16 protein-coding genes are annotated in these 14,730 nt (G+C 65.0%); 8 read left to right on the top strand and 8 right to left on the bottom strand.

Going from position 1 to position 14,730, the window contains the following annotated elements:
- Positions 1–19: 19 nt before the first annotated feature.
- Entirely contained in the window at positions 20–2,002 is a 1,983-nt protein-coding gene (locus C8C99_RS22410) for a DNA topoisomerase IV subunit B (RefSeq protein WP_108626918.1), read from the bottom strand.
- Positions 2,003–2,132: 130 nt separating this feature from the next.
- On the opposite strand from C8C99_RS22410, the gene C8C99_RS22405 reads away from it, so the two are divergent.
- The 6 genes from C8C99_RS22405 to C8C99_RS22385 all read left to right on the top strand — a co-directional run bounded on the left by C8C99_RS22405 (position 2,133) and on the right by C8C99_RS22385 (position 7,109).
- Positions 2,133–3,350 (top strand): MFS transporter, encoded by a 1,218-nt coding sequence (locus C8C99_RS22405; protein WP_108626917.1) that lies wholly within the window; start codon positions 2,133–2,135, stop codon positions 3,348–3,350.
- A gap of 7 nt (positions 3,351–3,357) precedes the next feature.
- Positions 3,358–3,513 carry a hypothetical protein gene (locus tag C8C99_RS23980; protein ID WP_158274188.1) on the top strand — a complete coding sequence of 52 codons (156 nt, stop codon included), beginning with the start codon at positions 3,358–3,360 and terminating at the stop codon, positions 3,511–3,513.
- An 81-nt stretch (positions 3,514–3,594) separates the two neighbouring features.
- Positions 3,595–4,149 carry a bifunctional 2-polyprenyl-6-hydroxyphenol methylase/3-demethylubiquinol 3-O-methyltransferase UbiG gene (locus C8C99_RS22400; RefSeq protein WP_108626916.1) on the top strand — a complete coding sequence of 185 codons (555 nt, stop codon included), beginning with the start codon at positions 3,595–3,597 and terminating at the stop codon, positions 4,147–4,149.
- 30 nt (positions 4,150–4,179) lie between these two features.
- Positions 4,180–5,076: a 4-hydroxy-tetrahydrodipicolinate synthase gene (gene dapA / locus C8C99_RS22395; protein ID WP_108626915.1), complete on the top strand. Its 897-nt coding sequence runs from the start codon at positions 4,180–4,182 to the stop codon at positions 5,074–5,076.
- 46 nt (positions 5,077–5,122) lie between these two features.
- Positions 5,123–6,220, top strand: coding sequence for an outer membrane protein assembly factor BamC (gene bamC / locus C8C99_RS22390; protein WP_108626914.1), 1,098 nt, complete (start codon positions 5,123–5,125; stop codon positions 6,218–6,220).
- 106 nt (positions 6,221–6,326) lie between these two features.
- Positions 6,327–7,109 carry an MBL fold metallo-hydrolase gene (locus tag C8C99_RS22385; protein ID WP_056639985.1) on the top strand — a complete coding sequence of 261 codons (783 nt, stop codon included), beginning with the start codon at positions 6,327–6,329 and terminating at the stop codon, positions 7,107–7,109.
- A gap of 122 nt (positions 7,110–7,231) precedes the next feature.
- Here C8C99_RS22385 and C8C99_RS22380 read toward each other — a convergent pair whose 3' ends face one another.
- The 3 genes from C8C99_RS22380 to C8C99_RS22370 all read right to left on the bottom strand — a co-directional run bounded on the left by C8C99_RS22380 (position 7,232) and on the right by C8C99_RS22370 (position 9,426).
- Complete coding sequence (locus C8C99_RS22380; protein WP_108626913.1) at positions 7,232–7,507, bottom strand: hypothetical protein; 276 nt, start codon at positions 7,505–7,507, stop codon at positions 7,232–7,234.
- Between the two features lie 253 nt (positions 7,508–7,760).
- Positions 7,761–8,282 (bottom strand): hypothetical protein, encoded by a 522-nt coding sequence (locus C8C99_RS22375; RefSeq protein WP_108627277.1) that lies wholly within the window; start codon positions 8,280–8,282, stop codon positions 7,761–7,763.
- A gap of 13 nt (positions 8,283–8,295) precedes the next feature.
- On the bottom strand, positions 8,296–9,426 hold the full coding sequence (locus C8C99_RS22370) for a cupin domain-containing protein (protein ID WP_108626912.1): 1,131 nt from the start codon (positions 9,424–9,426) through the stop codon (positions 8,296–8,298).
- Positions 9,427–9,480: 54 nt separating this feature from the next.
- On the opposite strand from C8C99_RS22370, the gene C8C99_RS22365 reads away from it, so the two are divergent.
- Positions 9,481–10,005 carry a peptidylprolyl isomerase gene (locus tag C8C99_RS22365; protein WP_056639997.1) on the top strand — a complete coding sequence of 175 codons (525 nt, stop codon included), beginning with the start codon at positions 9,481–9,483 and terminating at the stop codon, positions 10,003–10,005.
- A gap of 76 nt (positions 10,006–10,081) precedes the next feature.
- Here the strand turns inward: C8C99_RS22365 and C8C99_RS22360 are convergent, their stop codons facing one another.
- The 4 genes from C8C99_RS22360 to coaBC all read right to left on the bottom strand — a co-directional run bounded on the left by C8C99_RS22360 (position 10,082) and on the right by coaBC (position 12,971).
- Positions 10,082–10,582 carry a glycine zipper 2TM domain-containing protein gene (locus tag C8C99_RS22360; RefSeq protein ID WP_056640000.1) on the bottom strand — a complete coding sequence of 167 codons (501 nt, stop codon included), beginning with the start codon at positions 10,580–10,582 and terminating at the stop codon, positions 10,082–10,084.
- A gap of 203 nt (positions 10,583–10,785) precedes the next feature.
- On the bottom strand, positions 10,786–11,232 hold the full coding sequence (gene dut, locus C8C99_RS22355) for a dUTP diphosphatase (protein WP_015013334.1): 447 nt from the start codon (positions 11,230–11,232) through the stop codon (positions 10,786–10,788).
- Positions 11,229–11,723, bottom strand: coding sequence for a hypothetical protein (locus C8C99_RS24240; RefSeq protein WP_233247281.1), 495 nt, complete (start codon positions 11,721–11,723; stop codon positions 11,229–11,231). The genes dut and C8C99_RS24240 overlap by 4 nt, the downstream gene beginning before the upstream one ends.
- A 24-nt stretch (positions 11,724–11,747) precedes the next feature.
- Positions 11,748–12,971, bottom strand: a complete 1,224-nt coding sequence (gene coaBC / locus C8C99_RS22345; protein WP_108626911.1) for a bifunctional phosphopantothenoylcysteine decarboxylase/phosphopantothenate--cysteine ligase CoaBC — start codon at positions 12,969–12,971, stop codon at positions 11,748–11,750.
- A gap of 91 nt (positions 12,972–13,062) precedes the next feature.
- On the opposite strand from coaBC, the gene C8C99_RS22340 reads away from it, so the two are divergent.
- Positions 13,063–14,721, top strand: a complete 1,659-nt coding sequence (locus C8C99_RS22340) for a CTP synthase (protein ID WP_056640007.1) — start codon at positions 13,063–13,065, stop codon at positions 14,719–14,721.
- The last annotated feature ends 9 nt before the right edge of the window (positions 14,722–14,730 follow it).

Below are 14,730 nucleotides of genomic sequence, written 5' to 3'. Positions count from 1 at the left end.
GCGCATACGACTCAGCTCTTCAGATATCGATCTCGACCGCATCGCCATGCAGCTCCATCAGCTCGCGGCGCGCCGCGGCCTCGCCCTTGCCCATGAGCTTGGTGATGAGCCCTTCGGTGGCGGCAAAGTCCATATCGCCCAATTGCACTGGCAGCAGCCGGCGAGTGTCGGGGTTGAGCGTGGTTTCCCACAGCTGTTCGGCGTTCATCTCGCCCAGGCCCTTGAAGCGGCTGATCTGGCACTTTTCGCGCGCCACGCCGTCCTTGGCGCATTTGTCGAGGATGGCGGTGAGCTCGCCATCGTCCAGCGCATACATCTTGGCCGCAGGCTTCTTGCCACGCGCGGGCACGTCCACACGGAACAGCGGAGGGCGTGCCACGTAGATGTGACCGGTCTCGATGAGCTTGGGAAAGTGGCGGAAGAACAGCGTGAGCAGCAGCACCTGGATGTGCGAGCCGTCCACGTCGGCATCTGACAGGATGCAGATCTTGCCGTAGCGCAGACCGCTCAGGTCCGGCGTGTCGTTGGGGCCATGCGGGTCCACGCCAATCGCCACCGAGATGTCGTGGATTTCGTTGTTGGCAAACAGACGGTCTCGCTCCACCTCCCAGGTGTTGAGCACCTTACCGCGCAGCGGCAGGATGGCCTGGCTTTCCTTATCGCGGCCCATCTTGGCGCTGCCGCCGGCCGAGTCGCCTTCGACCAGGAACACTTCGTTGTGGGCGATGTCGCGGCTTTCGCAGTCGGTGAGCTTGCCGGGCAGCACGGCCACGCCGGAGCCCTTGCGCTTCTCAACCTTCTGGCCCGCCTTCTGGCGGGTCTGCGCGGCCTTAATGGCCAGCTCGGCCAGCTTCTTGCCGTATTCAACATGCTGGTTCAGCCACAGCTCCAGCGCAGGACGCACAAAGCCGCTGACCAGGCGCACCGCGTCGCGCGAGTTCAGGCGCTCCTTGATCTGACCCTGGAACTGCGGGTCCAGCACCTTGGCCGACAGCACGTAGCTGGCGCGCGCAAACACGTCCTCGGGCAGCAGCTTGACGCCCTTGGGCAACAGGCTGTGCAGTTCGATGAAGCTCTTGACCGCGTTGAACAGGCCGTCGCGCAGGCCGCTTTCGTGCGTGCCGCCAGCGCTGGTGGGGATCAGGTTGACGTAGCTTTCGCGCATGGGCTGGCCGTCTTCGGTGAACGCCACGGCCCACGATGCGCCTTCGCCCTCAGCGAAGCTCTCGTTCCCGCTGTCGGCAAAGCCCTCGCCCTCAAACAACGGGATCACCGGGTCGCCGTTGAGCGTCTGCATCAGGTAGTCGCGCAGGCCGCCCTTGTACTGCCAAGTTTGTGTGTCGCGGGTTTTCTCGTTGACCAGCTGCACCGTCACGCCGGGCATGAGCACGGCCTTGCTGCGCAGCAGGTGGGTCAGCTCGCCCATGGGCAGGGCACTGGATTCAAAGTACTTGGCGTCGGGCCACACGCGCACCGAGGTGCCCTGCTTGCGCTCGCCCGCCTCCAGCGGCCGGGCCACCAGGGGCTCGACCACATCACCGGCCGCAAACACCAGGCGCGCCACCTTGCCCTCGCGGTAGCTGGTGGCTTCAAGCCGGGTGGCCAACGCGTTGGTGACCGACACGCCCACGCCATGCAGGCCGCCTGAGAAGCTGTAGGCCCCGCCCTTGCCCTTGTCGAACTTGCCGCCCGCGTGCAGGCGGGTGAAGACCAGCTCGATCACCGGCGCGTTTTCTTCCGGGTGCAGGCCAAAGGGGATGCCCCGGCCGTCGTCTTCCACACTGACAGAGCCATCAGCGTGCAGCGTGACGCGGATCTTCTTGCCGTACCCCGCCAGCGCCTCGTCGGCGGCGTTGTCCAGCACCTCCTGGATGATGTGCAGGGGGTTGTCGGTGCGGGTGTACATGCCCGGGCGCTGCTTGACGGGCTCCAGGCCCTTGAGCACGCGGATCGAACCTTCGGAATATTCGCTGGCAGAAGCAGAAGACGGTTTGGCAGACATAGCGGCGGATTGTAGTGCGGCCACCGCCCCGGGGCTGGATAAAAAGACAGTCCTCTCGCGACCCTGGTGGCAACTGTATTGGTCGCGGGTGTATCAGCGCGTTTCACACAATCTGGCTACATTCCTGCGCATGCATATGAATCCTCCCAAACTATCCATGTTCCAGGTGCTGGCCTGCGGCGCGGCCATCGTGACCCTGTCCATGGGCACCCGCCACGGGTTCGGGCTGTGGTTGCTCCCCATCACCCAGGAGATGGGCTGGACGCGCCAGTCGTTCGCCCTGGCCATTGCCATCCAGAACCTGTCCTGGGGCGTGATCGGGATCTTTGCGGGCATGGCGGCCGACCGGTTTGGGGCCTTCCGCGTTCTGCTCGGTGGTGCGGTTTTATATGCTTTGGGCCTGGCGGGCATGGCCCTGTCGCCCACGCCCACGTTATTTGCACTGACGGCCGGCGTGCTGATTGGCGCGGCCCAGGCGGGCACCACCTATGCCGTGATCTATGGCGTGCTGGGGCGGCAGATTGCGCCGGAGAAACGCTCTTGGGCCATGGGCGTGGCAGCGGCAGCGGGCTCGTTCGGGCAGTTTCTGATGGTGCCGGTCGAGGGCTGGCTGATTGCCGGGCTGGGCTGGCAGCAGGCCCTGCTGGCGCTGTCGATGGCGGTGCTGCTGATCGTGCCGCTGGCCTTTGGCCTGCGGGAGCCGGGCTTCAAGGGCGCAGCCCCGGTAAAGCGCGACCAGACCATTACACAGGCGCTGGGCGAGGCCTTCCGCTACCCCAGTTTCAATCTGCTGATGGCGGGCTATTTTGTGTGCGGGTTCCAGGTGGTGTTCATTGGCGTGCACATGCCCAGCTACCTCAAGGACCACGGCCTGTCGCCCCAGGTGGCCAGCTATGCGCTGGCGCTGATCGGGCTGTTCAATGTGTTCGGCACCTACATCGCCGGCACGCTGGGCCAGCGCATGCCCAAGCGCCACATCCTCGCCTTCATCTACTTTGCCCGCGCGGTGGCGATCAGCATCTTCTTGCTGGTGCCGCTGTCGCCGCTGTCGGTGTATGTGTTCTCGGCGGTGATGGGCGCGCTGTGGCTGTCCACCGTGCCGCCCACCAACGCCACCATTGCCCAGATCTTTGGCGTGCAGCATTTGTCGATGCTGGGCGGCTTTGTGTTCTTCAGCCACCAGATCGGCAGCTTCCTGGGCGTCTGGCTGGGCGGCTATCTGTATGACGCCACCGGCAGCTACGATATCGTCTGGTACATCGCTATTGGTCTGGGTATTTTTGCCGGGCTGGTGAACCTGCCCGTCAAGGAAAGCCCGATCACGCGCAGCAGCCCACAACCCGCCTGAACCCAGCATGAACCACCAGCTACCACCCCAGAAACCCGTGCCGCGCGCCCTGCGCTGGCTGGGCGGGGCCATGGCGGTGCTCCTGTGCCTGGTGGTATTCGGCTTTTACACCGTGCCCGAATTCATGGTGATGCTGGCCGACCAGATGTGGGCGTGTTTTTGACACCCTTGGCGGTATTTTCAAGCGTTTTTGGCTGCAAGCGCTAGTAAATCATGTGCTGGCAGCTATCATTTTTATAGTCTCATGCACGGTACAGAAGCCCCTTCGGAATGGGTGCGGCGCTGGAGCCACCTGATCGCCCCCCACGGTACCGTGCTGGACGTGGCCTGCGGTGCGGGCCGCCACCTGCGCTATCTGCGCGCGTTGGGGCACGCCGTGGTGGGCGTGGACCGGTCGGCCGAGGCCATTGCCGCCTGCGAAGGCCTGGGCGAGATGGTGCAGGCCGACATCGAAAACGGCCCCTGGCCCCTGGGAGGTCGCCAGTTTGGCGGCGTGGTCGTCACCAACTACCTGTGGCGCCCGCTGCTGCCCACCATCGTCGCCAGTGTGGCGCCGGGTGGGGTGCTGGTCTACGAGACCTTTGCCCAGGGCAACGAAACCGTGGGGCGCCCCGCGCGAGCGGAGTTCTTGCTGGCCCCTGGTGAGCTGCTGCAGGCATGCCAGGATCTGAGTGTGGTGGCCTATGAGAACGGCTTCATCGACGAACCCGCGCGTTTCGTGCAACGCATCACGGCCGTACGGGAACTCCCGCAGGCGGGCGGACCCTCACGACATCTTTTGCCCGTCGGGGCTAGTTAGAATGCCCTTTTACCGTTTACCACTGCGGACATGACTTCTTCTTCCGTGCCACTCACCGGCAGCATCGTCGCCCTCGTCACCCCCATGCATGAGGACGGTAGCGTGGACTACCCCACCCTGCGCAAACTGATCGACTGGCATATCGCCGAAGGCACCGATTGCATCGGCGTGGTGGGCACCACGGGCGAGTCCCCCACGGTGAACGTGGAAGAACACTGCGAGATCATCCGCGTGGCCGTGGAACAGGCCGCCAAGCGCGTGCCCATCATGGCCGGCTGCGGCGCCAACTCCACCGCCGAGGCCATCGAACTGGCCAAGTTCGCGCGCGGCGTGGGGGCCGACAGCCAGCTGCAGGTTGTGCCCTACTACAACAAGCCCACCCAAGAAGGCCAGTACCAGCACTTCAAGGCCATTGCCGAAGCCACGGGCGACCTGCCCATCGTGCTCTACAACGTGCCCGGCCGCTCGGTGGCCGATATGCAGCACGACACCGTGCTGCGCCTGGCCCAGGTGCCCGGGATCATTGGCATCAAGGAAGCCACCGGCAACATCGAGCGCGCCCAGTGGCTCATCCGCGACGTGCCCAAGGGCTTTGGCGTGTACTCGGGCGACGACCCGACCGCCGTGGCCCTGATGCTGTGTGGTGGCCACGGCAACATCAGCGTGACGGCCAACGTGGCCCCGCGCCTGATGCACGAGCTGTGTGTGGCCGCCCTGGCGGGCGACGCGCGCCGGGCCATGGAAATCCAATTCAAGCTGATGCCTGTGCACAAGCACCTGTTCGTCGAAGCCAACCCCATCCCGGTCAAGTGGGCCATGGCCCGCATGGGCCTGTGTGGTGGCACCATGCGCCTGCCCATGACGCCCCTGGCCAGCAGCAATGAGGCTGTGGTCGAGTCGGCACTGCGCAACAGCGGCCTGATCTAATCCGGGCTTGCGCCCGCTCTCAGAGACACTTCCCAAGGATTTCCGCGTGAAAGCTGCTACCACCCGCCTGAGCCTGCTGGCCCTTGCCATGGCCCTGTCCGCCTGCTCCACCAGCATTCTGGAGGGCGACAAGATCGACTACAAGAGCGCCGCCAAGGGCTCGTCACTGGAAGTACCCCCGGACCTCACCCAGCTGTCACGCGACACGCGCTACGCCATGCCGGGTGGCTCGGTGTCTGCCGCTGCCATGCAGGCAGGCCAGGCCGCGCAGCCGTCGGGCAACGCCAACGCGGCTGCCCTGTCGCTGGGCGACGTGCGGATCGAGCGAGACGGCAGCCAGCGCTGGCTGGTGGTCAACCGCCCCGCCGACAAGCTGTGGGAGCCCGTGCGCGACTTCTGGCAGGAAAGCGGCTTCACGCTGGCCCAGTCCGAAGCCAATGTCGGCATCATGGAAACCGATTGGGCGGAGAACCGCGCCAAACTGCCCCAGGATTTCATCCGTTCCACCATCGGCAAGCTGATGGAGTCCCTGTACTCGACTGGCGAACGGGACAAGTTCCGCACCCGGCTGGAGCGCACTGCCAATGGCGGCACCGAGATCTACATCACCCACCGCGGGATGATCGAGGTCTACGGCAACGTCACCAAGGACAGCACCGTCTGGCAGCCCCGCCCCTCCGACCCGGAACTCGAAACCGAATTCCTGCGCCGCCTCATGGTCAAGCTGGGCGTGAGCCAGGAGCAGTCCAAGGCTGTCGCCGCAGCCCCCGCACCGCGTGCCCAGGCAGCCCGCATGGCCACCGTGAACAACGTGCCGGTGGTGCAGCTGGACGAAGGTTTTGACCGCGCATGGCGCCGTGTGGGCTTGGCCCTGGACCGCACAGGCTTCACGGTGGAAGACCGCAACCGCAATGAGGGCACGTACTTCGTGCGCTACGTGGCTCCGGACACCGAGAAGAAAGAGCCCGGCTTCTTCAGCAAGCTGTTCAGCTCCACGTCCGCAACGCCTCCGCTCAAGTACCGCATCGTGGTGCGCAGCCAGGGTGAAGCAACCACCGTGTCGGTGCTCAACGAAGCCGGCGCCCCCGAGACCTCGGCCAATGCCGAGCGCATCGTGCGCGTGATTGCTGACGATCTGAAATAAGCGGCGCAGGCCGAAAGGCCGCCACCCACCTCGAGAGCCCCCTCTGCCTTCTGGCGGACGGTGGCTCTGGTTTTTTGGGCCGTCCACACTACTTCTTTCGCCCGCCATGCTTCGATTCAAGAACCTGGGCAGCGGCAGCACCGGCAATGCCACGGTCGTCGAAGGCCGCAGTGGCGGCCAGGTGCGCCGCCTCCTGATCGATTGCGGGCTCGGCATCCGGCAGTTGCAAGCCCGTCTGGCACAAGCGCAGTTGCAGGTGGAAGACCTGGACGCCCTCTTCATCACCCACGAACACTCCGACCACATCGGCTGCGCCCAGACTCTGGCGCTGCGTTTTCGCATTCCCGTGTGGATGAGCGAAGGCACCTACGCGGCCATAGGCGCGCCGGACTTGGGCGGCCTGCTGCGGGTGGCGCACGACATGGAAGCGATCGACATGGGCGCCTTCGAAGCACGCCCGTTCACCGTGCCGCACGATGCCCGCGAGCCCCTGCAGCTGCGCTGCTCTGACGGCGCCGCACACCTGGGTGTCCTGACCGACCTGGGCCACGCCAGCCCCCATGTGCTGCAGCAACTGCAGGGATGCCACGCCCTGATGATCGAGGCCAATCACGATCCCGACATGCTGGCGGCCTCTCGCTACCCGCCGTTCCTGAAACGCCGCGTGGGCGGGCTGTACGGCCACCTGGCCAACTCGGCCACAGCGGGAATCCTGCGTGCGGTGCAGCATGACGGGCTGCAGCGCGTGGTGGCGGCGCACCTGAGCGCGCAAAACAACCACCCTCACCTGGCACAGCAGTCACTCGCCGCCGCGCTGGGCTGGGCTGCCGAGAACATCCAGGTCGCCAGCCCGACCGAAGGAACGGAATGGTTCAGCGTGAACGGTTGATGGCCCGAACCCTGTGCCCATGAATGCCTCACCCCAGCGAAGGGGATAAAAAAAGCCCCGGACCTTGCGGTGCGGGGCCGTGGCACAGGCCGACCTGACGGTCAGCCAGAGCCTGCAGCGATTTACTTGGCTGCGGAAGCGCCAGTAGCGGCGGTGGCAGCAGCGTCAGCAGCAGCCTTGGCAGCGTCAGCGGCAGGAGCAGCAGCGTCAGCAGCAGGTGCAGCGGCGGCAGGAGCAGCAGCGTCGGAAGCGGCAGGAGCTGCTGGCTCAGCGGCAGGAGCAGGAGCAGCGGCAGGAGCTTCCACAGGAGCGGGTGCTGGAGCGGGTTCTTCCTTCTTGCCACAAGCGGCGAGTGCAGCAGCAGCGATCAGGGCGGCCAGAACGAGGGAGTTCTTCATTTCGATTTTCCTATTTGGACAGACAGAATCTTGAAAAGCCACGGCGTCAGGCTTCCTGAGCCCATGCACGCATTGGCACAATGCACTTGTTTGCACCTTTTTGGGCACAGCCGCAGATTATATTGGTATTTAGTCAATACTGACTAACACTGACGAAAGCTTTACGCCAGCTTGACTTTACACAGTACGCTGCCGGGGCACGTCTGCCAGAGGGCATCCCTCCAACGGCCACGCCTCGGGGGGCCGGTGGCCCCTACAAACCCAGTGTGGTCGAAGGGAACCCCGGGGCGCTCTTGCTGCGCACCCACTCGTTCAGCGTCTCGCGCAGCAGCACCCTGCGGTCTGCCTCACTGCCGGTGACCCCCACGCAGCGCTCCGGATCAAGCCGGTGCAGTACCCAGCGCGGCGACCACAAGGCGCTCGGCAGGTCCAGCGGATCCGCTGCCGGGCTGCGGCGGCAGGTGATGATGTGGTCCCAGGTGCTGCGCCAGCGCACAAACCGCGCATGGCGGCGGATCACATCGTCATAGCTGCAGGCCAGCATCGTAAAGCGCCTGCCGCTGCGGGCCCAGTCCTGCAAAGCCTCGACCACCGCGCGCTCGCCCAGGGGCCAGTCATGAAAATGCGCGTCACTGACGAAGATCTCCTGCCAGCCATCCCGCGCCGCCGTCGCAATGGCGTCGCGCACCAGTTGCTGAAACGCATCGCGCCCGCTGAATCGCCCGGTGGGCAGATCACGCAAGGGCTCGGCGGAAGGGGCGGCCGTGTCGTTCATCACCAGCTCCTGGTCAGTCTCGGCCGGTCCAGACGTGGGCCCAGCCTGCATCGCACCACGACGAAAGCAGCTCCAGCGCGTCGTCGCTGGCGCGTGCCAACTCTCGCGCCGACAGCTGGCGCTCATCCGCCAGACGCCGCATCAGGGTGGCATCGCGACCTGCTGCGCGGTAGCTTTCACCGTTGATGAAAACGTGCTGTGCGTCGTACATCATGCGGCTCTTGCGGTCCAGGCGCACCCCTTCCAGCATCACGCCCGCGTCACCAGGCTCAAACCACACGCTGGGCTTGGGCTCGGTCAGGTACTCGCCCAGCGCACGCTCCAGCACCAGGGGCTGGGCCAGCGCGCGGGACAGCGCCTCGCGCGCAAAGTCCTGCAGCCCGGCGGGAATGGCCCCCGGCTGTGCCACCGCTTCCTGGCCGGCGTCACGGTACAGCAGTGGGTGGTCGTCATCGCCGGCGTCTTCTGCCAGCCGCACGAGCAGCTCCTGCGCCATCTCGGCGCGGGCCGGAGCGCGAAACCCGATGGAGTAGGTCATGCACTCGCCTTCGGCAATGCCGTCGTGGGCGTAGCGCGGGGGCAGGTACAGCATGTCGCCCGGCTCCAGCACAAACTCCTCCTCGGGCTCGAACTGGGCCAGCACCTTCAACGGAATGCCGTCGCGCAGCGACAGGTCCTTCTGGCGTCCGATGCGCCAGCGGCGCTTGCCATGCGCCTGCAGCAAAAAGACGTCATAGCTGTCGAAATGCGGCCCCACGCCACCACCATCGCTGGCATAGCTGATCATGAGGTCGTCCAGCCGGGCTTCGGGCACAAAACGAAACTGCTGCATCAGTGCATGCACTGCGTCGTTGTGCAAGTCCACGCCCTGTACGAGCAGCGTCCAGTCCGGCTGTTGCAACGCAGGCAGAGCGCGGCGATTGAAGGGCCCGTGACGCAGCTTCCAGGCGCCTTTGAGCTGCTGCACCAAACGGGACTCCACCCCCTCCTGCCCCGCGAGCGCAAACAGCTCGGCCCGCAGTACGGGTGGCGCAAACTGTGGAATGGCCTGGCGCACCAGCAGAGGCTTCTTCTGCCAGTGACGGCGCATGAATTGCGCGGGAGTGAGGCCGCCGAGCAGGGCCAGGGGTTGCTGGATGTCCATGGGAGAAGTGTTGCCCCTTGGTGGGGCCGTTGGTCAAACTGCGACAATTCTCCTATGGAAATTACCCAACAATGTGTGGTCGCACTGACCTGGACCCTGAAAGACACCCTGGGCGAAGAACTCGACGTGCTCGACGAGCCCGTGGAGTTTCTGGTCGGCGGTGACGATCTGCTGCCCCGTATCGAAGAAGCCCTGCAGGGCCACGGCCCCGGCGCCACGCTGGCGCTGCACCTCGAACCCGAGGACGCTTTCGGTGACTTCAACGACCAATTGCTGTTTCTGGAGCCCCGCGCCCTCTTCCCCGCCGAGATTGAAGAAGGCATGACCTTTGACGGCATGGCCCTGCCCGAAGGCTGCAACCCTGATGCCCCCCGCACGGCTCTCTACACCGTGGCCGAGATCTATCCCGACCATATCGTGCTCGACGGCAACCACCCGCTCGCAGGCATTGCATTGCGCCTGCAATTGACGGTACAGGCCGTGCGCGAAGCCACCGAAGACGAAATCGGACGCGGCACAGCCGGAACCGGCTTCTTCCGCGTCCAGCCCCAGGCGCCGGGCAACTCGCTGCTGCACTGAGAGCGCCCTTTCAAAAGCACCACGGGCGCCCTGAATCGTTTCAGGGCGCCCGTGGCAGTTAGGTCAGCCTGTTCGCTTACAGGCGCGAAATCTGGCCGTTGTACAGGCGCACCCTGTCGCCAATGCGCAGATCGCCGGGGCTGCTCACGTCATACACGCGGTAGCCCCCCTGGTCGAGCTGCACCGACAAGCGATACCCCTGCACGGACTCCTGGTTGTTGCGCCCCTCGATGGCGTTGCCAGCCACCGCGCCGCCCAATACCCCAACGGCGGTCGCTGCGGCGCGACCGGTGCCCTTGCCCACCTGGTTCCCCAGAACGCCGCCGACCACCGCACCCAGCACGGCACCAGTGCCAGTGGTCTGCCCTTGACTGCGGCCTTGCAGCACCTCGATGTTGGATACGCGCCCATATTCGGTGCCCGTCTGGTTTTGGGGATAGGCAGGCGCCGTCTGATAGCCGCTGGAATAACCGCCGGAATATTGCGGAGCAGGCGCTGGACGGCTATGGCCACAAGCGGCCAGCGAAGCAGCCAGAACCACGGTACCCGCGAGGGCGAGAGGACGGGTGAATTGCATTTTCAATCTCCTGAAGTTGTTGGGGAGAGGCCCTGGCGAACGAAGCTCGGGGCCCATGTGCAGATTGGAACAACGCTTGAGGATGCCGCTGCGTAGACACAGGAGCCATCGCCTTGTCGGTAACAGGTCCATCGAAACGTAAGCGGGGTCTTACAACCCGGCCGCAAACGAGCAACCAGCCCAGAGCCGGACAAAGTTGCGCTTCAGGACTTGCCGGTGGAGCCGTACCCGCCCTCGCCCCGCTGCGTGGCCGCAAACTCGGTGACGACATTGAACTGCGCCTGCACCACCGGAACGATCACCAGCTGAGCCAGGCGCTCCATGGGCTCCAGGGTAAAAGCCACGTTGCTGCGGTTCCATGCGCTCACCATGAGCTGCCCCTGGTAATCGCTGTCGATCAACCCCACCAGATTGCCCAGCACGATCCCGTGCTTGTGACCCAGACCCGAGCGCGGCAGGATCAGCGCGGCGTAACCCGGATCCTGAAGGTAGATCGCAATACCCGTGGGCACCAGTTGCCACGCGTTAGGCTGCAGCGTCAGCGGCGCATCCAGGCAGGCACGCAGGTCCAGCCCCGCGCTACCGGGCGTGGCATAGGTGGGCAATTGGTCCGCCATGCGCGGATCGAGAATCTTGACGTCAATCTTCACGGTTTTTTCTTTCCTGTTCCTGTACTACTGCGCTGCTGCGCCACTTGCCGCAGGCGCTCTTGCAACGGTTGCGCCCCCGCGCGCACATCCGCGGCCTGAGCCCCCCCAACTTGCGCAGCCGACTGCATCAGCCAGCCCAGCGCCCACCACACAGACCCCATGACCACCAACCCCGCCAGCGAGCCCCTGCCCAGCAGGAGCAGCGCGATGCCATGCAGAACAATCATGACCAGCAACAACGCACGCACCGTGCGCAGTACCCCAGCCAGGGGCCGCATCATCTGCAGCAGATCGGGCGGCAGTGCCTGGGCCACCGGGATGGGCTTGGCACCGGGCGCGGATGGCTGCGCAGCCCTGGTGGCGACCGCTGCATTTGCCTGCGGTGTTCGGGCTTCTTGCGCAGGCAGCGGGGCCGTGAGGCGCTCCACATAGGCCGCGAAGTCGCCATCGGGCGGCGTGTCCCAGTCGGGCTTGGTCGCACCAGTTGTCATCACACCTCCCCACCGCAGTGGCGGTCAAGCATGCAAGGGTGGCAAACGCGCGGCAATTTCGGCGATGAGCTGCTGCGCCAGCACGCGCTTGGAGGCGCGGGACAGCTCGCGATGGCCCTGCGCATCCACCAACAACAGCGCGTTATCGTCCTGCCCAAAAGTGGCCGGGCCGATGTTGCCCACCAGCAGCGGCACACCCTTGCGTGCCCGCTTGGCCGTGGCATGGGCGAGTAGATCATGGCTTTCGGCCGCAAAACCCACACAAAAGAGGTCGCCCTGCAACGCATGGGGCGATCGAGCGACGGTGGCCAGGATGTCAGGATTCTCGACAAACTCCAGCGACGGGGACTGGCCCGAACCGTCTTTTTTGATCTTCTGATCAGACTGGTGGGCCGGGCGCCAGTCGGCCACCGCAGCCGTGGCGACAAACACCGACACAGCCTGGACATGCCGCTCCACCGCCGCCAACATCTCCTGGGCAGACTGCACATTGACGCGCCGCACACCGCGTGGCGTGGGCACATGCACAGGCCCCGCGACCAGGGTGACATCGGCACCTGCCTCGCGCGCCGCACGGGCCACGGCAAAGCCCATCTTTCCGCTCGACAGGTTGGTGATGCCGCGCACCGGATCGATGGCTTCAAACGTGGGCCCTGCCGTAACGAGCACCGACCGGCCCGCGAGGGTCTTGGGCGTGAAAAAAGCGATCAGCTCGTCCAGCATCTCCAGCGGCTCCAGCATGCGGCCGTCACCCGTCTCGCCACAGGCCTGGTCGCCATTGCCCACGCCCAGCACCACGGCACCATCCTGCGCCACCTGCGCCAGATTGCGCTGCGTCGCGGGGTGGGCCCACATTTCGCGATTCATCGCAGGAGCCAGCAGCAACGGCACGCGCTGCGCGGGGCGCGCCAGGCACATCAGGCTGAGCAACTCATCCGCCCGGCCCTGCACCAGGCGCGCGATGAAGTCCGCACTGCAGGGCGCGATCAAGATCGCGTCCGCCTCGCGGCTCAGGTTGATGTGGGGCATGTTGTTGGGCTCGCGGGCATCCCATTGCGAGCCGTACACCGTGCGGCCCGACAGGGCCTGCATGGTGACCGGAGTGATGAACTGCTCGGCCGCCCCGGTCATCACCACCTGCACGGTGGCGCCCTCCTTGATCAGCTGGCGACACAGATCGGCCGCCTTGTAGCAAGCCACGCCTCCACTCAGACCCAGAACAATGTGTTTGCCAGCAAGCTCATTCATGGGGCGAATTTAGCAGACGGGGGTGACCCTGCCCGCGGGGGTGTCGCCGGGGCGCCATCTATAATCCCAATTTCCCACCACCAAAAAAGACATGACCAAATTTGTCTTCGTCACCGGCGGTGTGGTGTCTTCCCTCGGTAAGGGAATCGCCTCAGCCTCCCTTGCCGCGATCCTCGAATCGCGGGGACTCAAAGTCACCCTCATCAAGCTTGACCCCTACATCAACGTAGACCCGGGCACCATGTCGCCGTTCCAGCACGGCGAGGTGTTCGTGACCGATGACGGCGCAGAAACCGACCTCGATCTGGGCCACTATGAGCGTTTCATCGAAACGCGCATGAAGAAAACCAACAACTTCACCACGGGCAAGATTTACCAGTCCGTGCTGGAGAAGGAACGCCGCGGCGACTACCTGGGCAAGACCGTGCAGGTCATCCCCCACGTCACCAACGAGATCCAGGAGTTCATCAAGCGCGGCGCCGGCATCGGCACGCCCGATGCCGTGGATGTGGCCATCGTCGAGATCGGCGGCACGGTGGGCGACATCGAATCGCTGCCTTTCCTCGAAGCCGTGCGCCAGATGAGCCTGCGCATGGGCCCGAACAACGCGGCCTTTGTGCACCTGACCTACCTGCCCTGGATTGCGGCAGCGGGCGAACTCAAGACCAAGCCCACCCAGCACACCGTGCAGAAGCTGCGCGAAATCGGCATCCAGGCCGACGCCCTGCTGTGCCGTGCCGACCGCCGCATTCCCGAGGAAGAACGCGCCAAGATTTCGCTGTTCACCAACGTGCCCGAATGGGGCGTGATCAGCATGTGGGACGTGGACACCATTTACAAGGTACCGCGCATGCTGCACGAGCAGGGCCTGGACGGCCTCATCTGCGACAAGCTGCGCCTGAACACCCCACCCACCAGCCTCAAGCGCTGGGACGATCTGGTGCACGAGACCGAGCACCCCCAAGGCGAAGTCACCATCGCCATGGTCGGCAAGTACGTGGACCTGTCGGACAGCTACAAGTCCGTCAATGAAGCCCTGCGCCATGCCGGCATGCGCAACCACGTGCGCGTGAAAATCGACCATGTCGATTCCGAAACCATCGATAGCGCCGACGCAGCCGCCAAGCTGGCCCAATACGACGCCATCCTGGTGCCCGGCGGCTTTGGTGTGCGCGGCGTGGAAGGCAAAATCGCCACCGCCCAGTTCGCTCGCGAGCGCAAGGTGCCGTACCTGGGCATCTGCCTGGGGATGCAGGTGGCCACCATCGAATACGCCCGTCACGTGGCGGGCCTGGCCAACGCCAACAGCACCGAGTTCGACCCCGCCACGCCCCACCCCGTGATCGCGCTGATTACCGAGTGGAAGGATGCGGACGGCACCATCAAGAAGCGTGATGAAAACTCGGACCTGGGCGGCACCATGCGCCTGGGCGCGCAAAGCTCGGACGTGTCCAAGGACACGCTGGCCCACAGCATCTATGGCGACGTGGTGACCGAGCGCCACCGCCACCGCTACGAAGCCAACGTGAACTATCTGGACCAGCTGCGCAAGGCGGGCTTGGTGATCTCGGCGCTGACGCAGCGTGAAGAACTCACCGAAATCGTGGAGCTGCCGCAAAACGTGCACCCCTGGTTCATCGGCGTGCAGTTCCACCCCGAGTTCAAGTCCACGCCCTGGAACGGCCACCCGCTGTTCAACGCCTTCATCAAGGCGGCCGTGGAACACCAGCAAGCCGCGAAAAAAGCCTAAGGGGACCTC

The organism is Acidovorax sp. 107, from assembly GCF_003058055.1.
In the GTDB taxonomy this organism is placed as follows: Bacteria; Pseudomonadota; Gammaproteobacteria; order Burkholderiales; family Burkholderiaceae_C; genus Acidovorax.
Note: the sequence above shows the minus strand (reverse complement) of the source record. Positions and strands in the feature narration are given on the sequence as shown.

Excerpts from the sequence above, each read along its gene's own strand:
- C8C99_RS22410 (WP_108626918.1), bottom strand. The coding sequence starts at position 2,002 with ATGTCTGCCAAACCGTCTTCTGCTTCTGCCAGCGAATATTCCGAAGGT.
- C8C99_RS22405 (WP_108626917.1), top strand. The coding sequence starts at position 2,133 with ATGCATATGAATCCTCCCAAACTATCCATGTTCCAGGTGCTGGCCTGC.
- C8C99_RS23980 (WP_158274188.1), top strand. The coding sequence starts at position 3,358 with ATGAACCACCAGCTACCACCCCAGAAACCCGTGCCGCGCGCCCTGCGC.
- C8C99_RS22400 (WP_108626916.1), top strand. The coding sequence starts at position 3,595 with ATGCACGGTACAGAAGCCCCTTCGGAATGGGTGCGGCGCTGGAGCCAC.
- dapA (WP_108626915.1), top strand. The coding sequence starts at position 4,180 with ATGACTTCTTCTTCCGTGCCACTCACCGGCAGCATCGTCGCCCTCGTC.
- C8C99_RS22385 (WP_056639985.1), top strand. The coding sequence starts at position 6,327 with ATGCTTCGATTCAAGAACCTGGGCAGCGGCAGCACCGGCAATGCCACG.
- C8C99_RS22380 (WP_108626913.1), bottom strand. The coding sequence starts at position 7,507 with ATGAAGAACTCCCTCGTTCTGGCCGCCCTGATCGCTGCTGCTGCACTC.
- C8C99_RS22375 (WP_108627277.1), bottom strand. The coding sequence starts at position 8,282 with ATGAACGACACGGCCGCCCCTTCCGCCGAGCCCTTGCGTGATCTGCCC.
- C8C99_RS22370 (WP_108626912.1), bottom strand. The coding sequence starts at position 9,426 with ATGGACATCCAGCAACCCCTGGCCCTGCTCGGCGGCCTCACTCCCGCG.
- C8C99_RS22365 (WP_056639997.1), top strand. The coding sequence starts at position 9,481 with ATGGAAATTACCCAACAATGTGTGGTCGCACTGACCTGGACCCTGAAA.
- C8C99_RS22360 (WP_056640000.1), bottom strand. The coding sequence starts at position 10,582 with ATGCAATTCACCCGTCCTCTCGCCCTCGCGGGTACCGTGGTTCTGGCT.
- C8C99_RS24240 (WP_233247281.1), bottom strand. The coding sequence starts at position 11,723 with ATGACAACTGGTGCGACCAAGCCCGACTGGGACACGCCGCCCGATGGC.
- coaBC (WP_108626911.1), bottom strand. The coding sequence starts at position 12,971 with ATGAATGAGCTTGCTGGCAAACACATTGTTCTGGGTCTGAGTGGAGGC.
- C8C99_RS22340 (WP_056640007.1), top strand. The coding sequence starts at position 13,063 with ATGACCAAATTTGTCTTCGTCACCGGCGGTGTGGTGTCTTCCCTCGGT.